Raw genomic sequence first — 22479 nt, forward strand, 5'->3', positions numbered from 1 at the left:
CAACGCATGGGTTGGTATATTCTCCATCGCTTGCTGGCGTTGCTGCCGGTGCTGTTTGTGGTGTCGGTGGTGGTGTTCTGCCTGGTGCATCTGGCGCCGGGCGATCCGGCGCTGGTGATCCTGGGTAATGACGCCAATCCGCAGGACATCGCCGCGCTGCGTCGGCAAATGGGGTTGGATAGACCCCTGCCGGCGCAGTTCGCGCACTGGTTCGGCGCGGTGCTGAGCGGCGATCTCGGCCACTCGTTGTTGATGGACGCCAGCGTGCTGTCGCTGTTTCTCCAGCACCTGCAACCGACGCTGGCGCTGGCGATTTATGCGCAGGGCATCGCGCTGCTGCTCGGCGTCGGCGGCGGCATTCTCAGCGCCTGGCGGCACGGCAGGCTTCTGGATCGCATTATCATGTGGCTGGCGACGCTGGGGATGTCGATCCCCGGATTTTTGCTCGGCCTGTTCCTGATTTTCTTTTTCGCCGTGCGGCTACGCTGGTTTCCGGTGGTGGGGTATAGCTCCACCCGCGGCGATATGTGGCTGAACCTGTGGTATTTAACCCTGCCGGCGCTGGCGCTGGGCTTTCGCATCGCGGCATTGATTGCGCGGATGACGCGCGCGGTGATGCTGGATGTGCTCCAGGAAGGCTTTATTAAAACCGCCCGCGCCAAAGGGGTGCCGGAACGCACGGTCTTGCTGCGCCACACCTTGAGAAACGGGCTGCTGCCGGTGCTGACCGTTTGCGGCGAATCCTTTGGCTCGCTGGTCACCGGCGCCATTGTGATTGAAAGCGTGTTCGGCATTCCGGGCGTCGGTTCGCTGGTGGTCGATGCCATCGAACGACGCGATTTTACCGTGATTCAGGGCGCCGTGCTGCTGATTACCGTCAGCTATGTGCTGATTAATCTGGCGGTCGATATCCTCAGCTATCTGCTCGATCCCCGTCTTTCCGTCAGCGGTAAAGCCTCATGAAAAAGTTTTTTATCCAGCCGCAGCTTGTCGCAGGCGGCGCGCTATTGTTGATTATCCTGGTGTTTTCGCTGTGCGGCAGCGGCATCAGCCCGTTCGACCCTTATGCCATCAGTCCGTTAACCCGCCTGCAACCGCCCGGCGCGACCCACTGGTTCGGCACCGATAATTTCGGCCGCGATCTGTTTGTCCGCGTGGCGCTGGCGGTGCGGATTTCGCTTTCCGTCGGCGCGGCCGTCGCGCTGGCGGCGGGCGTGATCGGGATGACGATCGGTCTGCTGTGCGCCTGGTATCGCTGGCTGGATCTGCTGCTGATGCGTATCTGCGACGGGCTGTTCGCCTTTCCCTCGCTGCTGCTGGCGATCGCCATCGTCGGTATTTTGGGGCCGAATACCGCCAATGTGGTGCTGGCGCTGTCGCTGGTGTACGTCCCCTCGGTGGCGCGCGTGATCCGCGCCGCCGCGCTGGCGATCAAAGAGAAAAATTATATTGAAGCCCTGCGCGCCCAGGGAGCGAGCGGCGCGCGCATTATCTGGCTGCACCTGCTGCCGAACGTCGTCTCCCCGTTGATCGTACAGGTCAGCTGGATTTTCTCGGTGGCCATTCTGACCGAAGCGGCGCTGAGCTTTCTCGGCTCCGGCATTCCGGCGCCGATGCCCAGTCTGGGCAACCTGCTGCTGGAAGGGAAAAAGGTGATTTTCACCGCCTGGTGGATGACCTTTTTCCCCGGTATCGCCATCGTGCTGTTGATTCTGGCGCTGAATATCGTCGGCGACGCGCTGCGCGACGGCGCCGATCGCGGGCTGCAACCCTTGACGCGCCGTCTGCTGCGTCAACTGAAAAATGAGACCCCAGGCCGATGAACCACAGTCAGTCGCAAACTTTACTCTCGGTGAACGGATTACAGGTCAGGTTCGCCACCCGCGAGGGCGTGGTGGCGCCGGTGCGCGATCTGTCGTTAGCCGTCGACCGTCATGAAACGCTGGGCGTCATCGGCGAGTCCGGTTGCGGCAAAAGCGTGACGGCGCAGGCGCTGATGGGGCTGCTGCCGGCGCGTTCCAGCCGCGTCGCCGGCGAAATGATCTTTGACGGCGAACGGTTGGACGATCTGTCGCCCGCCGCATTGCAGCGCTGGCGCGGCAGCCGGATGGCGATGATTTTCCAGGATCCGCTATCCAGCCTGAATCCGGTTTTTACCGTGGGATGCCAAATTGAGGAGAGCCTGATCCTGCACCGCGCGCTGACGCGCCGGCAGCGTCGGGCGGAGGTGATTTCGTTGCTGCATCAGGTCGGTATTGACGATGCGCCCCGCTGCGCGGCGGCGTATCCGCATGAAATTTCCGGCGGCATGCGCCAGCGCGTGATGATTGCGATGGCGATCGCCAGCCGTCCCGCGCTGCTGATCGCCGATGAGCCGACCACCGCGCTGGACGTCACCATTCAGGCGCAGATTCTGGCCCTGCTGGAAAAGGTCAAAGCCGATAGCGGCATGGGCATCATCCTGATTACCCACGATCTGTCGGTGGTGGCGCAATTGTGTCAGCGCGTGCTGGTGATGTATCTCGGCGAAGTGGTGGAAGAGGCGGACGTCGTCAGCCTGTTCGATAATCCGCTGCATCCCTATACCCGCGCGCTGTTGCAGGCGGTGCCGAGACTGGACGGCGAGCGCAAAGTCGATCTGCCGGAGATCCTCGGCACGGTGCCGGCGCTGTCCGTCGCCATCCCCGGCTGCGGCTTTGCCGATCGCTGTCCTTATGCGCAGGCGCGTTGCCGCGAGCAGCATCCCGCATTGCGCGCCTTATCGGATAAAACCCATCGCGTGCGCTGCTGGCGGGCGGAAGAGATAGGCGGGCTGGTATGAGCGAACCGTTATTGACCGTGCGTCATTTAAGTAAAACCTTTGCCGGCAAGGGATGGCGCGCTAAGCCATTCACCGCGCTGGAGGATGTCAGCTTTCATATTTCGCCCGGCGAAACCTATGCGCTGGTGGGGGAATCAGGCAGCGGCAAAAGCACCACCGGACGCAGCCTGCTCGGCCTGACCGCGGCTTCCGGCGGCGAGGTTATCTTCGACGGCCGGCAACTGTTGAGCTTAAACAGCCGTCAGTGGCGTGAGGTGCGCAAAGATATGCAGATGATTTTTCAGGATCCGCTATCGTCGCTCGACCCAAAACGCGCCATCGGCTACAGCATTGAAGAGCCGCTGATTATTCACGGCGAGCGCGATGCCGGCAGGCGCAGGCAACAGGTGGAGCAGATATTGACTCGCGTCGGTTTCAGTCCGGCGGATGGCCGGCGCTATCCCCACGAGTTTTCCGGCGGGCAGCGCCAGCGTATCGGTATCGCCCGCGCGCTGATACTGGCGCCGAAACTGATCGTTTGCGATGAACCGGTATCGGCGCTGGATGTCTCCATCCAGTCGCAGATCCTGAATTTGCTGATGCGCTTGCAGCGCGAGCAGGGGCTGGCATATCTGTTTATCGCCCACGATCTCAGCGTGGTGCATCATATCGCCGACCGCGTGGGCGTGATGTCGCGCGGCCTGATCGTAGAGGAGGGCGCCGTCGCGGAACTGTTCGCCGCGCCGCAGCATCCCTATACCCGCTATCTGCTACAGGCGATCCCGCCGGCGCACCCGCGGCTGAAAAACCAGACGCGGGCATTACCGCGCGCCGCGCAGCCCTCGGGATGCGAGTTCCACGGCGGTAAAACCTGCAACCGCCATCCGGATCAGTATTACTGGTTAACGCCTACCCACCGGGTACGGTGCTGTCCGGATAGCTGATTCTTCACCGATAGCCGGAACAAATAACCTGATCAAACTCGTTCAGCGACATCGCCTCCAATCCCAGCTCCGGCAGGATATTATTCTCATGACGTAAATCTCTTTTCCATATCGCGGCCGCCACGTTAATTACCGAGGAGTGCAGGGTCAGATTGATTCCCGCTTTCTGCGCGATCGCTTCGGCAAACGCCAGTCCATAGGGCGTATCTTCCAGAATGAAACGCGTATCCATGCTGACCGGCCCGGCCGGGCCGCCGCGTCGACGGTGCAGTTCGGCCGCAATATCCGCCAGCTCGTTTTGCGGAACATTGAACGACTGCTGAAAATGTTCTTCGATACTGTGCAACTGTAGGCCGAACCGGCGCGCCAGCGTCTGACGTTCCTGCTCCAGCGAGGAAATCAAATTGGCGACTCCCGGCGTCAGATAATGATATTGCGGCCAGCTTTCCTGTCTTTCAATGCGCGTGATGTTGCACAGCGCCAGCCCCAGATGGGCGATGGGATTGATATTGATCAGCGACGTCGCCAACGTATTGCGCTGAGCCAGAAAGCGGCGGCCGAACAGCGCCGTACACAGGGCGATGGCGCGCGCATTGTCCTGCATCGGCAGCGTGGCGACATGGACGAATTTTCTTGCCGCCATGATGGCGACTTCATAGCCGTTCGCCTGACGGCGGGCGGTGAGCGCGGTGGTGCCCCAGGTGATGATCGGCGCAGCAATATGGCGTGCGGTCAGCCGTTTTGACAGGTACAGCGCGCTCAGCGAGCAGGCGCTGTTGATGATAATCGGCAGTTCGTCGCGCATATGGGGCGTCAGGGCGTCAATCACCGTTTTGTGCGCGTATCCCGGCACGCAGATGAAAATGACGTCCGCGTGGTTCACCGCATAGGCGATATCCGTCGTGACGTCCGGCCGACACTCGCCGCTGATGACGCCGGTAAAAGAGAGCCGGTTATCGTTGGCCTGCAATGGAGCAAGATCTTGCGCGACGGGCGACCAGAGAATCGGCCGATGCCCGGCGCCGGATATCCAGGCGGTGGTGGCAAAGCCGATATTGCCGCCACCCAGAATGGCTACATTCATGATGATTCCTTTGTTTTTTCTGCCGGCGGCGTTAACCGGCCGGCAGCGTTATTTTTTTCGACGGTAGCGCCAGAAGGGCGTGAACAGGATGAAAGCCGTTAACAGGATCAACAGCAGGGACAAGGGGGAGTCGGCCAGCGTCGCCGGATTGCCGTTGCCCAGCGTTAACGCCAGATTGAGCTGGGTTTCCGCTATCGGCCCCAGCATCACGCCGAGAATGATCGGCGCGCTCGGGTAGTCGAGCTTTTCCATGAAGTAAGCGACGATGCCGATGCCGAAAAACAGGTAAAGATCGAATTGGGCGTTGTTGACCGCATAAATGCCGACGGTAATAAACAGCATAACGATCGGCGCCAGCAGAACCGCCGGCAGCCGCAGCGCCTGACCGAAAATCCGCGTGGCGGTCAACCCGCCGACCACGGCCAGCAACAGGGCGGACAGCAGCATTTGCAGCATAAAGCCGTAAACCACGTCCGGGTGTTCCTGAAATAGCTGCGGGCCGGGGCGTAATCCCTGCACCAGCAAGCCGCCCAGAATGACCGCCGCGACGCCGGAACCGGGAATGCCCAGCGTTAAGGCGGGAATCAGCGATGAAGCGTTATCGGCGCCGTTTCCCGCTTCCGAGGCCGCCACCCCTTTCGGATTCCCTTTCCCGAAGCTGTCGGGATCGTCGTCGCGCCGTTTGGCGTCGTTATAGGCGAGGTAGCAGGACATGCTGCCGCCCGCGCCGGGCAGGATGCCGATCACAATGCCGATAAACGAACTGCGCAGCCAGACCGGCATAAACTGTCGCCATTGCGCCAGCACGGAGCCCTGACGCTTCAGCTTTAACAGATGGCCGGAGAGACCGGCGGCGGAGGCGTGTTCAAACATATGGATGACCGGCGGGAAGGCGAACAGCGCGGTCAGCAACACCACCAGATCCAGCCCTTCGGCCAACTCCAGCAGGCCGAAGGTAAAGCGCTCGTCGCCGGTGGAGATATCCTGCCCGATGGTGCCGATCGCCAGTCCCAGCAGGGCGGCGATCGCGCCCTTGAGAAAGTCGTCGCCCAGCAGCGAGGTGACGGTGGCCAGACCGAGCAGAGAGACCCAGAAGTAGTCCGCCGGCGAGAAAAACAGACCGATCTTCGCCAGTCCCGGCGCAAACAGGATCAGGGCGATGGCGGACAGCACGCTGCCGATCACGCCGGAAATAACCGCCACCTGTAATGCATAGGCGGCCTTGCCCTGACGCGTCAGGGCATAGCCGTCCAGTACGGTGGCGACCGACGCGGGCGTTCCCGGAATACGCAGCAGAATCGCCGGAATGGCGCCGCCGTAGCTGCCGCCGTTATACATACCGGCCATCATGCCCAGCGCGAAGAGGGGATCGACGCCGAACGTCAGGGGAATGAGAACGGCGATACCGGTGGTGACGGTCAGTCCCGGCAGCGCGCCGACCACCAGTCCCGAGACGGTTCCCAGCAGAACCGCCAGCAGATTGGACGGCGCCAGCACATGCGGCAGGGCGCTGAGCAGGGCCTCGATCATAACGCGCGCTCCAGCAGGGATTCGACAATACCCGGCGGCAGCGGCCGATCCAGCAGGATGCGAAACACCGTCACAATCAACAGCAGCGAGCCCGTTACGCTGGCGAAAATCGGCCACAGGCGTCGATACCCCGCCAGCAGCGGCAGCGTGACGCCAAACAGCAGGCTGGCGGCGATATAACCGATCGCATTCATCAGCAGAATATAGGCGGCGACCATCAGGAAGCCGATCGCCACCCTGAGCGGCGCGTCCAGCAGTCGCCGCGGCGCGCCGTTTTCATGCGTCCGTCGCCGATAGAGCCGGATCGTCTGAGCCAGACCGCCGAGCGCCAGCAGCATCGCCAGCGCGCGCGGGAAGATCGCGCTGCTCGGGCTGTATGCCGCCGCGCCGACGTAGATGCCCGCGGCGATCGCTATCCACAGCAGGGCGAAAAAAAACTCGGTATGCCAGCGGGATGGGTTCAATTTCAGCGCCATGGCGTGATTTTCCAGGTTTCGGCCAAATCGCCGTTAACACGCTGAATCAGTTTGCCGTAGCCCTGAGCGTCCAGATAATTCAACGGGATTTCGGCTTTCTGCGCGGCGGCCAGATACTCAGGATCGTTGATGACGTCGTGCAGGGCTTTTTCCAGCCGGGCGACGATTTCCGGCGGCGTGCCTTTGGGCGCGGCGATGCCGCGCGACGCCCCGGCCACCAGATCGATATGTTGTTCGCGGAAGGTCGGCGCGTCTTTTAACCACGGCGAGCGCTGCTCGGCCATGACGCCCAGAATGCGTATTTGGCCTTCCCTGACCAGCGGCAGAGCTTCGCTGAGATTCATGGTCGCCGCCGGAACGTGGTTGCCCAGCACCGCCTGTCGCACGGGCGCGGTGCTGCCGAAGAACGCGGTTTTAAACCGTATGCCGGCCTGCCGGTTGAGGTTGAGAATGGCGACATGTTCCGACGAACCCGCCGCGCCGGAGGTGCCGATAACCAGCTTATCCGGCGTCTGTCGGGCCGCATCAATCAATTGCGCCAGGGTTTGATAGGGGCTTTGCTGGTTGACGACCAGAATGCCGGGGTCATAAACCAGATTGGCGATAGGCTGAAAATCATCCATGGTGTATTTCGCCTTGCCTTCCACGACCAGCGCATTGGTCGCCGGGGGATTGATCATGCCGATGGTGTAGCCGTCCGGTTTGGCGCGCGCCAGCGCCGTCCAGCCGATTTCCCCGCCGGCGCCGGGTTTATTAATGACCGCGACGCTGGCGTTTTTCGCCAGATGCTTTTCGAGATAGTGGGCGACCGAGCGGGCGGCGATATCCGTACCGCCGCCGGGCGCAAAGGCCACCAGCATTTGTATCGGTTTCTCCGGATATTCGGCCAGCGCGCCGCCGGAAAATAATGCGCCGGATACAACCAGTCCAATTACGGCTTTATTAAGGTATTGATGTTTTATTTTCATTATTACCCTCGCAATAAATATCTTTATTTTAATGGTGCTGCGGTTATTTAATGAAAGTCCTCCGCCCGCCACGGCGTTATTACGACGTGCGGATGCCTTCCGGTTGGAATAAAAATAAAATTTATTTTTGTCGTTTATTTTAAAATCGCAGAAACGGAGATTGAATATAATCCGTTACGGCGACCGTTCGCGTCTGATCATGGGGACAGCGAACCGATGAGCGGGCGGGGTTTCCGCCGGCGAATGTATCGCTGTCCTACACCGGGCTTTTCCTTCATTTTAGTGACTTAACGAAAGCATGATTTTATGGTGATCGTCGGAATGAAATAACGCGAAATTCGGCAATAATTCTCTGGCCGTATTCTCCAGCGCGTCGACAATCTGCAATACCACGGTTCGCGGCGTTTTCGCCTGCGGGGTAATCACGCCGAAATGGTACGGAATTTCGATATCCAGCTCGCGGATCGTCATGCCTTGCAGCGGCAGGCCGTAGGCGGTCACCGGCTCGGTGATGGCCACGCCCAACCCGGCCCGCACGCAGGCCAGTACATTGGCCGACGAGTTGGTCTCTATCACGTAGCGCGGCTGGATGCGGGCTTTTTTCATCGCGTCTTCAAAACGGTGGCGCAGGCGATAGGGGTTGTAGAGGGTAATCATTTTGCGGGACGCCAGATCCTGCAAACGAATTTCACTCTGCCGCGCCAGCTCATCGTCTTCACTGAGCACCACCACGCACCTTGATTGTCCAATCCAGTGCCGATGAACGTTTTTATGATCCAGCGGCAGGCTGCTGATGGCGAGATCGGCGCGTCCGTCGATCACCGCGTGCAGCGTTTGCTCCGCCGAATAACTCAGAATTTGCAACGGCGTGCTAAGTTCCACTTTGGCCAGGGCCGTCGGCAATAAGCCCGCCGCCATCGCGGGCGTGGCGGCGATGATCAGCGGTTTTTCTTCTTCTCCGGCGATTTCCTTCGCCCGTAGTTGAACCTGCCGCAGCGAAATCAAGGCGTGCTCGACGGACTCGTGCAACTGGTAAGCCTGCTCGGTGGCGGTGATGCGCGGGCCGTTGCGCAAAAACAGCGGGTAGCCGATTTTATTTTCGAACTCCTGAATCAGCCGGCTGACCGCGGGCTGCGAGCGGCGGAGGTTTTTCGCCGCGGCGGTGATGCTGCCGGAAGAAATCACCGCTGAGAACGCCTCAAGCTGACGTAAATCCAAATCTTCTAAAATCGCCGTTTTCGACATGCCGTCCATTCCTTTTCTCTTGTCCATCGCGTCGACGTTGCCGCGACTGACGCCGCGTTCACCCGTCGACCATTTTTTTAAAGCATGCGGAAACTTTTTTGACTTGTACACGCAATTTTACGCATAAGCACAGACAAATTTATTATTAAGAATTGACATACAGAGCGGTTAATAATGCGTTTTAAGCATCATTGGTTTGTCTTATCGCTACCCCCGTAGAGGGACATGGCGGGGATAATGGTTAGGGGAGAGCTGTACACATGACCACGTTGGATGGGAAAGGATTAGCGTATCTGGAAGCGCGTCTGCGGGAAGACTTGCAACTGCTGGAACTGCCGGCCAAGCCCTGGGTTCATGCGCGCAATACGGCAGGACGGTATGTCGTTGACGTCGCTATTTTAGGCGCGGGCATGTGCGGACTGGTGGCGGCGGCCTCGCTCAAGCTGCTCGGTATCGATAATGTGCTGTGTTTCGACAAGGCGCCCGCCGGACGCGAAGGGCCGTGGAAAACCTTCGCCCGCATGGAAACCCTGCGTTCCCCCAAGCAATTGGCGGGGCCGGCGCTGGGGTTGCCGGCGCTGACCTTCCAGGCCTGGTATCAGGCGCAGTTCGGCGCAGAGGCGTGGGCGGCGCTGGATAAGATCCCGCGTACCCAGTGGATGGATTATCTGATCTGGTATCGCCAGGCGCTGAATATTCCGGTGTTAAACGAGACGGAAGTAACGCTGTTGCAACCGGCGGAAGACGATCTGATCGAGGTGGAAACCTATAATCGGGTTACGCAGGAAACGCGGCGTTATCTGGCTCGCCGCGTGGTGCTGGCCAGCGGCCGCGACGGTCTGGGCGGCCCCTACGTGCCGGATTTCGCGCAGGCGCTGGCGAGAAAATATTGGGCGCACTCGGCCGACGATATCGACTTCGCCGCGCTGGCGGGCAAGCGAGTGGGCGTGATCGGCGCGGGCGCCTCGGCGATGGATAACGCCGCCACCGCGCTTGAATACGGGGCGGGTCAGGTCGATTTGTTTATTCGCCGTCAGGATCTGCCGCGCATCAACAAGTTCACCGGCATCGCCAGTCAGGGCGTGGTGCAGGGATTTCTTGGCCTGAGCGATGCGTGGAAATGGAAATTTCTCTCCACCACGCTGGCGGCGCAGACCCCGCCGCCGCGCGACTCCACGCTGCGCGTGTCGCGCCATGCCAATGCCTTCTTTCATCTCAACAGCCCGGTCACGGCGCTGCGGGAAACGGCGCTGGGCGTAGAGCTGACCACGCCGGCAGGCAGTTTCCCGCTGGATTTCATTATTTTCGCCACCGGATTTCGCGTCGATTTATCCCATCGGCCCGAGCTGCGTCTTTTCGCCGACCAGATCGCCTTCTGGCAGGACCGTTTTACGCCTGAATCCGGCGAGGAGAATGGCGAACTGGCGACGTCGCCCTATCTGGGGCCGGCGTTCGAATTCCAGCCGAAAATCCCCGGCCGATGTCGGTGGCTGACGCGCATCCACAGTTTTAACTATCCCTCGACCCTGACGCACGGCAAGTTGTCCGGCGATATCCCGGCGGTCAGCGAGGGCGGACGGCGGCTGGCGCAGGGCATCGCCCGCAGCCTGTTTGTCGAAGATCGGCAGAAACATTACGACGACCTGCTGGCGTTCGATACGCCGGAGTTGCAGGGCGATGAATGGCGCAACGCGGAAGAACGGGATCATGACTAACCACGCGACACAACGTATTACGCTCAACGGCGCCGCCTTCACTTACGCGCTGGCGGGCGATGAGCATTCGGAAACGGTGGTGGTGCTGCACGGCGGCCGCGGCATCGGCGATCATCGCGGCGATTTTAATGCTTTCCTGCCGCTGGCGGACCGTTATCGCCTGTTGGCTTACGATCAGCGCGGCTGCGGGCAATCCAGCCTGACGCCGCCGTTTACCTTCGATCAGTTGGTCGACGATCTTGAAGCCTTCCGGCAGCGTCTGGCCGGCGGCGGCAAAATCACGCTGATCGGCGGCTCTTTTGGCGGCATGATCGCCCTGAGCTATGCGGTGAAATACCCGCACGGCCTGAATCATCTGATTCTGCGCGGCACCGCGCCCAGCCATCATCACGAGGCGGAAGCCATCGCCAATTTCAAGGCGCGCCTGCATAAAGCGCCTTGCGCATCGCTGGGGATGATCGACAAGCTGTTTTCCGATCGGGTGGTGGACGACACGGAACTGCGGCTGATATGGCTGGCGTTGCAACCGCTCTATTACGAACAGTTCGACGCCGACGCGGCGCTGGAGCGCACGCGCACCCTGGCGTTGCATGCGCAGACCCACAATGCGCTGTTTGCCGACAAGGCTTACGACCTGCGCGCGCGGCTGGCGGATATCAAGACGCCGACGCTGGTTATCGTCGGCGGCAATGACTGGATTTGCCCGCCGTCGCAGTCGCGCCTGATTGCCGATGCCATTCCGGCGGCGCGCTACCTGGAGATCGCCGGCGCCAATCATCCGGTACACATTGAGGCCAATCAGCGGGTGCTGGCGGAAATCAGGGCGTTCCTCGCGGGAGGCGCTGATTGATGTTTCGCTATATTCTGGCCCGGCTGACGGAGGCGCTGGTGGCGATTTGGGGCGTGGTCACCCTGGTTTTCTTTGTCACGCGCGTACTGGGCGATCCTACCGTGCTATTGCTGCCGGTGGGCGCCGGTCAGGCTGAACTGGACGCCATGCGCCACAGTCTGGGACTGGACCGTCCGTTGCTGGAACAGTACTTCCATACGCTCTGGGCGATGCTGCACGGCGATTTCGGCACCTCTTTTCAATATATGCAGCCCGCGCTGTCGGTGGTGTGGCGGCATATGCCCGCCACCATGACATTGGCGGGAACGGCGCTGTTTTTCGGCGTGGCGTTCGGCGCCGTCGCCGGCGCGATCGCCGCGCTGATGCGCGGCACGCTGGCGGAATTCATCGTGATGGTCGCCGCGCTGCTGGGGCAGGCGACGCCGGTATTCTGGCTCGGCATCATGCTTATCCTGTTTTTCGCCGTCAATCTCGGCTGGTTTCCCACCGGCGGGTCCGGCGGACTGGCGCATCTGGTGCTGCCGGGCGCGACGCTGGCGGTGTTCGTCACCGCGTCGATTGCGCGTCTGCTGCGCTCTTCCTTACTGGACATCCTGCGCGAAGACTATGTGCGCACGGCGCGCGCCAAAGGGCTGTTGCCCCATACGGTGTTCATCTGGCATGTCGCGCGCAATGCGTTGATCCCGGTGGTGACGATGATCGGCATTATCGCCGGCGAACTGCTGGGCGGCTCGGTGGTGACGGAGACGGTCTTTGCCTGGCCGGGCGTGGGGCGGCTGATTGTGCAGGCCATACAGGTACACGATTTTCCGGTGATTCAGGCCGGCGTGGTGCTGGTGGCGGTCATTTTTGTGGCGATCAATTTCATCGTGGATTTGCTCTACGGCGTGCTCGATCCCCGTATTTCCCGGCGACGCTAAGGAAACCTTGTGATGCGATCTTTTTTCTGCGCGCTGAGCCGAAACCGTAGCGGGATGGCGGGTTTTATTCTGCTGGTTGTCCTGCTGCTGCTGGCGCTGTTCGGCCCCTGGCTCGGCCTGATGCCGCCGACCAAATCCAATTTGCTGATGCGGATGCAGCCGCCGACCTGGAGCGGGCTGTTTTCTCCCGGCCCTCATCCGTTCGGCACCGACGAACTGGGGCGCGACGTGCTGTCGCGCATTATCTATGGCAGCCGCATCACCCTGACGATCGCTTTTATCGCCGTGGTGCTGGGGGGCATGGTGGGCGTGCTGTTCGGCATTGTGGCGGGCTATCGCGGCGGCATGGTGGACCGGCTGTTGATGCGGGTGGTCGATATCCAACTGGCGCTGCCGCTGATGCTGCTGGCGTTACTGATCGTCGCCGCGTTCGGCCCCTCGATCCAGAACCTGATTCTGGTGCTGGCGCTGACCAGTTGGATCCGCTATGCGCGCATTATTCGCGGTCAGGTGCTATCGCTGCGCGAGCAGGAATTTATTCTGTCCGCCCACGCCATCGGCGCCAGCGGCTGGCGCATCATGTGGCGGCATATTTTACCCAACGTGCTGACGCCGGCGCTGGTGGTGGCGACGCTGGAACTGGCGCGCCTGATTATCATGGACGCGGCGCTGTCGTTTCTGGGGCTGGGCGTTCAACCCCCCAATCCGAGCTGGGGACGCATGCTGGCCGACGGGCGGGTGTATATCTCTTCCGCCTGGTGGATCGTCACCTTTCCCGGTCTGGCCATTCTGTTTACCGTCTTGAGCGTCAATCTCCTGGGAGACTGGCTGCGTGACTACTTTGACCCGAAATTGAGGACGCAACGATGAGTTCAGCGCTAAACCCTTCAGGAACATCTTCCGCGCCGCCCGCCCGGCTGAGCCGCGTCAAACGCATGCTGGCGGAGCGGCAGATTGACGTGGCGGTGTGTTTTAAACCGGAAAACAGTTTTTATCTCAGCGGATTCAATCCGATTATCTATTCGCATCCGGTTATCAGCATTGTGGCCGCCGGACGGGATCCCATCATGCTGGTGCATGCGCTGCGCGACGATCACGGCCGGGCCAGCGCCTGGGTGACGGATATCCGCCTGTACGGCGCCTGGTCGACCAAAGTCACCATGGGGCCGGACTGGCTGGCGGCGCTGGCGTCGATATTGCAGGAACTGGGCGTGGCGGCGGGCCGCGTCGGCATCGAAGAGGATTTCCTGCCGTTGCGGCGTTTCGCCCAGTTGCAAAAGGCGTTGCCGCAGGCCGCGTTTACCGACGTTTCGGCGCTGCTTGAGCGGGCGCGGCTGATTAAAGACGCCGATGAAATCGCGCACGCGCGCATCGCCGCGCGTATCGCCGATCGGGGAATGGAGGCCGCGATTGACGCGATTGCCGGCGGCGGCAGCGAACGCGAGATCAGCATCGCCTCGATGGCGGCGATGAACCAGTTCTGGGCGCAGCGTTATCCGCAGGTGGAAGTGTGCGATTTCGGTTCGCTGGAAGGGGGCGTGCAGAACGGCCTCTGGACCTGGGCGCTGGCGGGCGAACGCCTGTTTTATAACTGCGATAACCCGACGGCGCGCAAGCCGCTGCGCGGGGAAACGGTGGCGGTATTTATCTGGAGCATCGCCAACGGCATTCATGCGGAGAATGAGCGCACCATCGCCTACGGGCCGCTGTCCGCCGAGCGCCGGCGCGCCCTCGACGCCATTCTGGCTATCCGCGAGGAAGTGGACGCGCTGATCCGCCCCGGCACGCCTTACGCCGAGTTGTTCAATCAGGTGAAGGCCAAGCTTGAAGCGCGCGGTTATGGGAAATACATTCCCGGCCGCATCGGTCACGGCATCGGTCTGGGGGCGCATGAACATTCGTCGCTGGATGCCCGTTCGCCGCTGACGCTGGAGCCGGGGATGATCTTTACGTTTGAACCCAATCTGCGTATCCCCGGCGTGGGCGGCACCCAGATCTCCGACACCATTCTGATCACCGACACCGGGCGCGAGTACCTGACGCAATCCACCGGCGGCTATATCGAGGTGTAAACCGTGGCGACGCTACTGGAAGTGAAAAACCTGACCGTGGTGTTCGATACCCCCGCCGGGCCGGTACACGCGGTGAATGAGGTGTCCTACGCGCTGCAAGCCGGCGAAACGCTGGGCATCGTCGGCGAGTCCGGTTCAGGCAAAAGCGTGCATGCGCTGGCGATGACCGGCCTTATCGCCTCGCCGCCCGGACGGGTGGTGAGCGGCGAGGTGTGGTTTGACGGCCGCAACCTGCTGACGCTGTCGAAGCGGCAAATGCTGGATTTGCGCGGCAAGGAAATCGGCTTTGTGTTTCAGGATCCGATGACTTCGCTGAATCCGGTACTGACCGTTGAACGGCAGATCGCCGAGCCGTTACGGCGTCACTTAGGCTTGTCGGCAAGGCAGGCGCGCAATCGGGTGGTCGAACTGCTGGATTTGGTCGGCATCGTCGAGCCGCACAAGCGCCTTGACCATTATCCGCACGAATTCTCCGGCGGTATGCGCCAGCGCGTGATGATCGCCATCGGCGTCGCCTGTAATCCCAAACTGTTGATCGCCGACGAGGCGACCACCGCGCTGGATGTGACCATTCAGGCGCAAATCCTGGATATGGTGCGCAACCTGAAAAAACAGATCGGCACCACCGTTATCTGGATCACCCATGACATGGGCGTGGTCGCCGGGCTGGCGGATAGCGTGCAGGTGATGTACGGCGGCCGCATTATGGAGCGCGGCCCGGTGGAAGCGATTTTCAGCTCGCCGCGCAGCGCCTACACCTGGGGACTGCTTAAATCGCTGCCGACCCATGCGCGGCAAGGCGCCGGACGCCTGTATCAAATTCCCGGCAACCCGCCCGATCCCACCGAGCCGCCGGTCGGCGACCCTTTTGCGCCGCGTAATCCCTTCGCCACGCCGCGCTGTTTCGAGCAGGCGCCGCCGCTGCGCGCGGTGGCGGATAGCGCGCCCGGCCATCAGGTGGCCGCCTGGTATGATTTGCCCGCGCTGTTGGCGCGGCGGGAGGATAGGGTATGAGCGCCGTCGTGGACAAAACCCCGCTGATTCAGGTCGACAACTTATGCAAAACCTACGGCGACGAGCGCCGGCTGCTGGGGCGCGGCGGCGTACCGCTGAAGGCGGTCAATAACGTCAGTTTCGCCATTGATGAGGGCGAGACGCTGGGGCTGGTGGGCGAATCGGGGTCGGGGAAAAGCACCACCGGGCGCACGCTGCTGCAACTGGAGTCGCCGACGCGCGGCGATATCTTTTTTCAGGGCGTCAACCTTGCCGGTCTGTCGCCGCGTCAGCTCAAACCCTACCGGCGCGAGATGCAGATTATTTTTCAGGATCCCTATTCCTCGCTTAACCCGCGCATGACGGTCGGCGATTTTGTCGCGGAGCCGTTGATTGTGCATCGGTTGCTGCCGTCGAAACGACAGCGCGAAGAGCGGGTGGCGCAACTGTTCCGGCAGGTCGGTCTTGAGCCGGCCATGATGCGGCGTTTCCCGCACCAGTTTTCCGGCGGACAGCGGCAGCGGGTGAGTATTGCCCGCGCGCTGGCGCTCAACCCGCGCTTTATCGTGGCGGATGAACCCATTACCGCGCTGGATGTGTCTATTCAGGCGCAAATCGTCAACCTGTTTCAGGATTTGCAGCAACAACTGGGGCTGACTTATCTGTTCATCGCCCACGATCTGTCGATGGTGCGCTATCTGTGTCATCGGGTCGCGGTGATGCTGCGCGGCCGTATTGTGGAGATCGGCCCGACGGAAGCGATTTTCAATCATCCCCGCCACCCTTATACCCAGGCGCTGCTGTCGGCGATCCCGGTGCCGGATCCGCGGATTGAACGTCACCGTCGTCCGCTGACATTTGATGTAAATAGCCATTTACCGTCGGAGCAGGCGGTATTACAGGCCGTCGGTCCGCAACATTTCGTTCTGGGCCAATCATGAAAACCACGTTGTGGAGTAATTATGACTAAAAAATTGACTCGCTTACTGCTGGCCTCCGTGGTCAGCGCCGCGTTGGCCGCGCCGGGATTGAGCTATGCGGCGACCGCCAATATTGTTTTAAACACCACGGTAAACACTTTCGATCCGCATATGACCGCTTCCGTCGGCAGCGATCTGAGCGTACTCAGCCATATCTATCCTGCGCTGGTGCTGCGCGGCCCCGACCTGAAACTGCATCCCGAACTGGCGACCTCCTGGCAGGCGGTCGACGAAAACACCTGGCGCTTCAAACTGGTGTCGGGCGCCGCCTTTAGCAACGGCGAGCCGCTGGACGCCGAAGCGGTGAAGTGGAATCTGGATCGGGTGCGGGACCCTAAAGTGAACGCGCGCATCAAAGCCTGGTTTGCCCAGATTGCCGACGTGAAGGTGATTTCGCCCACCGAGCTGGAGATAATCACCTCGTCGCCTTACCCCAGCCTGGTCGATCAGATATCGATGTTTCTGCTGTTGCCGCCCAAGTGGGCCGGCAGTCACAATCCCGCCACGGAAACCCTGTCCGGCGGCCGCTATATCCTGAAGGAAAATGTGCCGGGCGATCATATCACGCTACAGGAAAACCCCGCTTATTTCGGCCGCAAACCGGCCTTTGACACCGTGGTGTTCCGCATTATTCCGGAGTCCGCCAGCCGGATCGCCGCGCTGTTGGCCGGCGAGGCCTCGCTGATCACCTCGATACCGCCGTCCGAACTGGCGCGGGTGAACAAGAGCGGTAAAGCCGAAGCCGGTTCGGTACCCTCGATGCGCAGCGTGATGATTAAATTCAATACCGAAAAAGCGCCGCTGGATAATAAAGCCGTGCGACAGGCGCTCAATTACGCCATTGATAAAGAAGGCATTTCGCAGGCGCTGTTCAACGGTCAGGCGGCGGTCTCGCAGTGCCAGGTGCTAACGCCGTCCTATTTTGGCTATAACCCTGAGCTGAAAGGGTATGCCTATGACCCTGAGAAAGCGCGGCAACTGTTGAAAAGCTCCGGCGCCGATCTGAGCAAATCGATCGCGCTGGATGTGCCGACCGGCACCTATCTGCAAGGCAACGAGGTGGCGCAGGTGGTGGCGGCCCAACTGTCCGAGGTGGGGTTGAAGGTGTCGATTAATGAGATGGAGTTCAGCAACTATATGAACAAGTATCTCAAAACCCACGACCTGGCGCAGACGTCGCTGTTGGCGCAGGCCTGGCCGACGCTGGATGCGGACGGACTGTTGACCCTGTTCGCTCCCGGCAACAATTACGCTTACTGGAATAACCCGGCGTTCGGACAGGCGCTGACGGAAGGCCGCGCCAGCGTCGACCCGGCGGTTCGGCTGGCGGCATACCGTAAGGCGACGCAGATTATGTGCGACGAGGCGCCGGCTATTTTCCTGTATACCCAGCCGGCCACCTATGGCGTCGCCAAGTCGGTACACTGGCAGCCGCGCGGCGATGACTGGGTACGCGCTTTTGACATGACGCCGACGGCGGAATAAGGGCGCGCGATGCATCTTTTCGCCAGCCATTTCGGCACCTATGAGGTTGAACGGGACGCGCAGGGCCAGCCGGTTTTACGGCCGTTTCGTCACGATCCGCGGCCATCGCCCGTGGGGTTGCATTATCTGGCGCTGGCGCGCAGCAAGGCGCGCATCACGGCGCCGATGGCGCGGCGCAGTTGGCTGGAGCAGGGCGCGCTGGCGTCCGACCGGTCGCAGCGCGGCAAGGAGGCGTTCGTCGCGGTCGACTGGCAAACGATCAGCCGGCGTATCGCCGATGAGATCATCCGCGTCAGGGAGCGCTACGGCAATGAAGCCATTTTCGGCGGATCTTACGGCTGGGCCAGCGCCGGCCGTTTCCACCATGCGCAAAGCCAGCTTAAGCGCTTGCTGAATCTGGCCGGCGGCTTTACCTCATCGGTCAATACCTATTCCTACGGCGCCGCCGCGGTGCTGCTGCCTCACGTTCTGGGCAAGGAATATCAGGACGCCTGCGACACCGCGCCCTCATGGAACGACATCGCCGGCCATTGCCGTCTGCTGGTGAGTTTCGGCGGACTGCGCCTGAGCAATGCGCAGGTTGAGGCGGGCGGCACCGGCGCGCATCGGGTTGAGCAATGGCTTGAGCGCGCGCAGGCGAACGGCATGCGGCTGGCGATCCTGAGTCCATCCGGGCGCGACGCGCCCGCGGGCCGCAACGTGGAACACATTGCCGTGCGGCCGAATACCGATACCGCCGTTATGCTGGCGCTGGCGCATACGCTGTTGGCGGAAGAACGGGTCGATCGCACATTCGTCGCCCGCTGCTGCGAAGGATTCGCCGAGTTCGAAGCCTATCTTGACGGGCGGCGCGACGGCAGCGTGAAAGATCTCGCCTGGGGCGAAGCCATTTCCGGCATCCCGCGCGCCAGATTGCATCGTCTGGCCCATGAGCTGACCGAACAACCCAGCCTGATTAACGTGGCCTGGTCGCTGCAACGGGCGCGTTTCGGCGAGCAGCCCTACTGGGCCGCGATCGCGCTGGCCTGTATGACCGGCGGCGTCGGGCGTCCCGGCTGCGGTTTCGCCTTTGGCCTTGGCGCGGTGAATTCCGTCGGCCAGCCGGTACGCCGCTTGCGCGCGCCGGCGCTGGCGCAGGGCGAAAATCCGGTGAAACGCTTTATCCCCGTGGCGCGCATTACCGAACTGCTGGAAAACCCCGGCGGCACGCTGCGTTATAACGGCACGACGCTGCCGTTGCCCGATATCCGCCTGATTTGGTGGGCGGGGGGCAACCCTTTCCATCACCATCAGGATTTGCACCGGCTGGCTCAGGCGTTCCGACGACCGGAAACCATCATCGTCTCGGAACAGACATGGACGGCAACCGCCCGCATGGCCGACATTGTGTTGCCCGCCGCCTTGCCGTTCGAGCGCGACGACGTGGCGGCGTCGTCACGGGATAACTGGCTGATCTACAGCCGTAAAGTGTGCGCGCCGCCGCCGCAGGTGTTGACCGACCATCAGGCGTTAACCCGCGTCGCGCGGCACCTGGGCGTGGCGGAGGCATTCACCGAGGGATTAAGCGAAGCGCAGTGGCTGGAACGGCTGTATCAGGGCTATCGGCAGCGTTTTGCCGAGTTGCCCGACTGGCGAACCTTCCGCCGGCGCGGTTTCGCGGCGCTGGACGAGGGGGACGAGGCGCCGCATCCGGCCAACCATTTTATGCGTTTCGCCGCCGATCCGCAGGCGCATCCGTTAAGTACGCCGTCCGGGAAAATCGAGATTAGTTCCCGGCGGCTACAGGCGTTCGGCCATGACGATCTGGGATCCTTTCCGCACTGGCGCGCGCCGGAAGAGTGGCTGCTGGCGCCGTTGGCGGCGCGCTATCCGCTGCATTTGCTTTCGCCCCAGCCGGCGACCCGTCTGCACGGCCAACTGGACGCGGTGGGAGAAAGCGCGCAGGGCAAGCGCCGCGGCTATGAGGTGGTCAGCCTCTCCCCGGCGGACGCCGCGCGGGAGGGCGTAGCCGACGGGGATATCGTCGAACTGTATAACGCCCGCGGGCGCGTGCGGGTCTGCGCGCGGATCGATCGCCGACTGCTGGCCGGCGTGGCGGTATTGCCGACAGGATCCGGTTTTCGGCTTGATAGTCAGGGGTGCGACGTGGGCGGCAATCCGAATACGCTGACCGCCATCCTGCCGACCTCTTCATTTTCCCAGGCGGCGGCGCCGAACTCCTGCCTGGTGGCGTTACGCCGTTGTCAGCAACAGTCAGATATTGAAGGAAACTTGTTATGAACGCGAGTGCGATGGATACGTTGGACCGGGTGGCCGGGCTGGATGAGCGGGGCGAACTCTTCGCCATACGCCGCGAGCGGCCTGAGTATGTCGCCGGCATTGAACAGTGCCGCGACAGCGTGTTGACGCCGCATGATGAGCGGCGGCTTCCCGCCGCGCTCAGAACGGCGCTGGCGGTCAGAATGGCGCGCGCGTCGGGCGCGCTGTCCCTGCAAACGCATTATCAGCAGCGGCTGGCGAGCTATGACCCCGGATCCTGGCTGCGGGATATCGCGGCGGGGAACGCGCCGGTCGGCGCGGCGGGCTGGATTCAGGCCGTGGTCGAACATTGTGACAGGGTCACCTGTTCGCCGGCGCAAAGCCGACGCCAGGACATTGAACGCCTGCTGGCCGCCGGATTGACCACGCCGCAGATTGTGGCGCTCTCGGAGCTGATCGCCTTTGTCAATTTTGAAGCGCGGGTGGCGGCCGGGTTGACGTTGCTGGAAGCCATGCCATGATCCGCGCTCCGGTGAAAGTTAAAGTCCGGGCGTTGACCTGGTCGCCGTATCTGGCGCCGGTCGAGCTCCATGAGGCCACGCCGGCGCAACTGACGGCCATGCAGGTGACGCCTTCCAGCGGCAAAATCTCCCCCTATGTGAGGACGCTGGCGCACGACCCCGACTCTTACGTCGCCCGCACCACGCTGTTTAACGCCATTATGTACAGCCGCGGCGGGCTGGGTCGCGCGGAGCGGGAACTGGGCGCGCTGGTGGCGTCGGCGGTCAACGGCTGCGCCTACTGCGGCTCGGTGCATGCCCGGCGCTATGAGGCGCTTTCCGAGCGCAATGATGTGGTCAGCACGATCTACACGCAGGGCGTGAACGTTAAGTTTGACGAGCGCACGCAGGCGATCGTCGATTTTTGCCGGGCGCTGTCGCAAACGCCGATCGCCGTGGCGGCGCACCACGTTCAGGCGTTGCTGGCGCAGGGGTTCAGCAAGGCGGAGATCGTCGATCTGCTGCATTCGGCGGCGATTTTCGGCTGGGCCAATCGCCTGATGCATACGCTCGGCCATGCGCAATAACGGGACGGGCGACCCGCCGTCCTCCGCTTTCTCTTTGATCTCTCACACAGAGATATGCGATTGACGCACAAACTATTTACTAATTATCGTTTGGGATTATGCGGGATGTTCGTTAGGTTAGTCGTCTGTCTAAGGGCGATGAATAAGAGATAATATGATGAGTAGTTTAAGTCCGGTAGTCGATCATGTAGTGATCAACGTCGCGCAACATCTTGATGAGGCGCGCACCCAGTTTCAACGTCTGGGGTTTCAGTTAACGCCGCGGGGGCATCATTCCCTCGGTTCCAGCAATCATTTGGCGATTTTTAAACAAAACTATCTCGAACTTTTGGGCTATGAGCCGCATAACGCGAATAATCGCATGGATTTGAAGGATACGCCGTTAGGTCTTGCCGGGCTGGTGTGGAAAACTCAGGATAGCGATGCGGTTTTCCAACATCTGGTGGCGACCGGACTGGCCGGCGATCCGCCCGCCTCGTTTTATCGTCCGGTCGAGTTGCCCGACGGCAGCCGTCCAGAGGCCCGTTTTCGTACCGTTCGTCTGGCGGCGGAGCGGGTACGCAATGGACGCAGTTTCTTTTGCCAGCATGAAACCCCGGAGCTGGTCTGGCGGCCGGAATGGCAATCTCATCCCAACGGCGTGACCGATATTATCGGCTTTGTGATCGCGGCCGACGATCCGCGCGCCGTCGCCGATCTGTACGGCAGATTATTTGATCCCGCGCTTATCGAGTCGGACGGCGAGGGCGGCTACCGGCTGCCGGCGGGGCAAACCACGGTGTCGTTTATCACGCCGCAACGCGCCCGCGCCTTGTACGGCGAGGTCGCGGTGGGTGAAAACGGCACCGAGCGCATGGTGGCGCTGGAGTTCGCCGTCGCGTCGCCGGCTAATAGCGCCCGCTACCTGCAACAGCAGGGGATTGCGCCTCAGGCGCGTTCGCCCGACAGCTTTTTGGTCACGGCGCAGGAAGGCTTTGACGTCGCGCTGCTTTTCCGCGCGGCCTGATCGGCGGGTAATGCCCCCCGGCGCAACGGCCGGGGGAGATTAACGGCGACAGGATAGTGTGGGTC

At 61.7% G+C, this 22479-nt stretch carries 21 protein-coding genes; 16 read left to right on the plus strand and 5 right to left on the minus strand.

From position 1 onward, the window contains the following. Positions 1 to 6: 6 nt before the first annotated feature. Genes ABRZ28_RS09105 through ABRZ28_RS09120 form a run of 4 tightly spaced genes read left to right on the plus strand, consistent with a single transcriptional unit; the run spans position 7 to position 3744 of the window. Positions 7 to 963: an ABC transporter permease gene (locus tag ABRZ28_RS09105; protein WP_319603011.1), complete on the plus strand. Its 957-nt coding sequence runs from the start codon at positions 7 to 9 to the stop codon at positions 961 to 963. Beyond that, positions 960 to 1823 (plus strand): ABC transporter permease, encoded by an 864-nt coding sequence (locus ABRZ28_RS09110; RefSeq protein ID WP_319603010.1) that lies wholly within the window; start codon positions 960 to 962, stop codon positions 1821 to 1823. The genes ABRZ28_RS09105 and ABRZ28_RS09110 overlap by 4 nt, the downstream gene beginning before the upstream one ends. Beyond that, positions 1820 to 2821 carry an ABC transporter ATP-binding protein gene (locus ABRZ28_RS09115; RefSeq protein WP_330520086.1) on the plus strand — a complete coding sequence of 334 codons (1002 nt, stop codon included), beginning with the start codon at positions 1820 to 1822 and terminating at the stop codon, positions 2819 to 2821. The genes ABRZ28_RS09110 and ABRZ28_RS09115 overlap by 4 nt, the downstream gene beginning before the upstream one ends. Continuing rightward, on the plus strand, positions 2818 to 3744 hold the full coding sequence (locus ABRZ28_RS09120; protein ID WP_330520087.1) for an ABC transporter ATP-binding protein: 927 nt from the start codon (positions 2818 to 2820) through the stop codon (positions 3742 to 3744). Before ABRZ28_RS09115 ends, ABRZ28_RS09120 begins: the two co-directional genes overlap by 4 nt. 4 nt (positions 3745 to 3748) lie before the next feature. Here the strand turns inward: ABRZ28_RS09120 and ABRZ28_RS09125 are convergent, their stop codons facing one another. The 5 genes from ABRZ28_RS09125 to ABRZ28_RS09145 form a co-directional block, all read right to left on the minus strand. Further along, positions 3749 to 4828, minus strand: coding sequence for an NAD/NADP octopine/nopaline dehydrogenase family protein (locus ABRZ28_RS09125; RefSeq protein ID WP_330520088.1), 1080 nt, complete (start codon positions 4826 to 4828; stop codon positions 3749 to 3751). A 48-nt stretch (positions 4829 to 4876) separates the two neighbouring features. Beyond that, entirely contained in the window at positions 4877 to 6358 is a 1482-nt protein-coding gene (locus ABRZ28_RS09130) for a tripartite tricarboxylate transporter permease (RefSeq protein WP_330520089.1), read from the minus strand. Continuing rightward, complete coding sequence (locus ABRZ28_RS09135) at positions 6355 to 6834, minus strand: tripartite tricarboxylate transporter TctB family protein (protein WP_330520090.1); 480 nt, start codon at positions 6832 to 6834, stop codon at positions 6355 to 6357. The genes ABRZ28_RS09130 and ABRZ28_RS09135 overlap by 4 nt, the downstream gene beginning before the upstream one ends. Beyond that, positions 6825 to 7802, minus strand: coding sequence for a tripartite tricarboxylate transporter substrate binding protein (locus tag ABRZ28_RS09140; protein ID WP_319603004.1), 978 nt, complete (start codon positions 7800 to 7802; stop codon positions 6825 to 6827). Before ABRZ28_RS09140 ends, ABRZ28_RS09135 begins: the two co-directional genes overlap by 10 nt. A 279-nt stretch (positions 7803 to 8081) precedes the next feature. Next, positions 8082 to 9047 (minus strand): LysR family transcriptional regulator, encoded by a 966-nt coding sequence (locus tag ABRZ28_RS09145; RefSeq protein ID WP_319603374.1) that lies wholly within the window; start codon positions 9045 to 9047, stop codon positions 8082 to 8084. Between the two features lie 260 nt (positions 9048 to 9307). On the opposite strand from ABRZ28_RS09145, the gene ABRZ28_RS09150 reads away from it, so the two are divergent. The 12 genes from ABRZ28_RS09150 (at position 9308) to ABRZ28_RS09205 (ending at position 22414) form a co-directional block, all read left to right on the plus strand. Continuing rightward, the gene (locus ABRZ28_RS09150) at positions 9308 to 10762 is read left to right on the plus strand and encodes an NAD(P)-binding domain-containing protein (RefSeq protein WP_330520091.1); all 1455 of its coding nucleotides are present in this window, start codon (positions 9308 to 9310) and stop codon (positions 10760 to 10762) included. Then, positions 10755 to 11612, plus strand: a complete 858-nt coding sequence (locus ABRZ28_RS09155; protein ID WP_330520092.1) for an alpha/beta fold hydrolase — start codon at positions 10755 to 10757, stop codon at positions 11610 to 11612. Before ABRZ28_RS09150 ends, ABRZ28_RS09155 begins: the two co-directional genes overlap by 8 nt. Then, on the plus strand, positions 11612 to 12532 hold the full coding sequence (locus tag ABRZ28_RS09160) for an ABC transporter permease (protein ID WP_330520093.1): 921 nt from the start codon (positions 11612 to 11614) through the stop codon (positions 12530 to 12532). The genes ABRZ28_RS09155 and ABRZ28_RS09160 overlap by 1 nt, the downstream gene beginning before the upstream one ends. A 12-nt stretch (positions 12533 to 12544) precedes the next feature. Beyond that, the gene (locus ABRZ28_RS09165) at positions 12545 to 13402 is read left to right on the plus strand and encodes an ABC transporter permease (RefSeq protein ID WP_319603373.1); all 858 of its coding nucleotides are present in this window, start codon (positions 12545 to 12547) and stop codon (positions 13400 to 13402) included. Then, on the plus strand, positions 13399 to 14604 hold the full coding sequence (locus ABRZ28_RS09170) for a M24 family metallopeptidase (protein ID WP_319603000.1): 1206 nt from the start codon (positions 13399 to 13401) through the stop codon (positions 14602 to 14604). The genes ABRZ28_RS09165 and ABRZ28_RS09170 overlap by 4 nt, the downstream gene beginning before the upstream one ends. Positions 14605 to 14607: 3 nt before the next feature. Further along, positions 14608 to 15618, plus strand: coding sequence for an ABC transporter ATP-binding protein (locus ABRZ28_RS09175; RefSeq protein WP_319602999.1), 1011 nt, complete (start codon positions 14608 to 14610; stop codon positions 15616 to 15618). Next, positions 15615 to 16538, plus strand: a complete 924-nt coding sequence (locus ABRZ28_RS09180) for an ABC transporter ATP-binding protein (RefSeq protein WP_319602998.1) — start codon at positions 15615 to 15617, stop codon at positions 16536 to 16538. The genes ABRZ28_RS09175 and ABRZ28_RS09180 overlap by 4 nt, the downstream gene beginning before the upstream one ends. A 21-nt stretch (positions 16539 to 16559) precedes the next feature. Beyond that, positions 16560 to 18062, plus strand: a complete 1503-nt coding sequence (locus ABRZ28_RS09185; RefSeq protein WP_330520094.1) for an ABC transporter substrate-binding protein — start codon at positions 16560 to 16562, stop codon at positions 18060 to 18062. A 9-nt stretch (positions 18063 to 18071) separates the two neighbouring features. After that, entirely contained in the window at positions 18072 to 20342 is a 2271-nt protein-coding gene (locus ABRZ28_RS09190; RefSeq protein WP_330520095.1) for a molybdopterin-dependent oxidoreductase, read from the plus strand. Beyond that, complete coding sequence (locus ABRZ28_RS09195; RefSeq protein ID WP_330520096.1) at positions 20339 to 20842, plus strand: CMD domain-containing protein; 504 nt, start codon at positions 20339 to 20341, stop codon at positions 20840 to 20842. The genes ABRZ28_RS09190 and ABRZ28_RS09195 overlap by 4 nt, the downstream gene beginning before the upstream one ends. Continuing rightward, a complete protein-coding gene (locus tag ABRZ28_RS09200; protein ID WP_319602994.1) occupies positions 20839 to 21408 on the plus strand; it encodes a peroxidase-related enzyme in 570 nt (189 codons plus the stop codon). Before ABRZ28_RS09195 ends, ABRZ28_RS09200 begins: the two co-directional genes overlap by 4 nt. Before the next feature lie 154 nt (positions 21409 to 21562). Further along, the gene (locus ABRZ28_RS09205; protein WP_442878681.1) at positions 21563 to 22414 is read left to right on the plus strand and encodes a VOC family protein; all 852 of its coding nucleotides are present in this window, start codon (positions 21563 to 21565) and stop codon (positions 22412 to 22414) included. The last annotated feature ends 65 nt before the right edge of the window (positions 22415 to 22479 follow it).

It is taken from the genome of Brenneria sp. g21c3 (genome assembly GCF_040240345.1).
Taxonomy (GTDB): Bacteria; Pseudomonadota; Gammaproteobacteria; order Enterobacterales; family Enterobacteriaceae; genus Brenneria.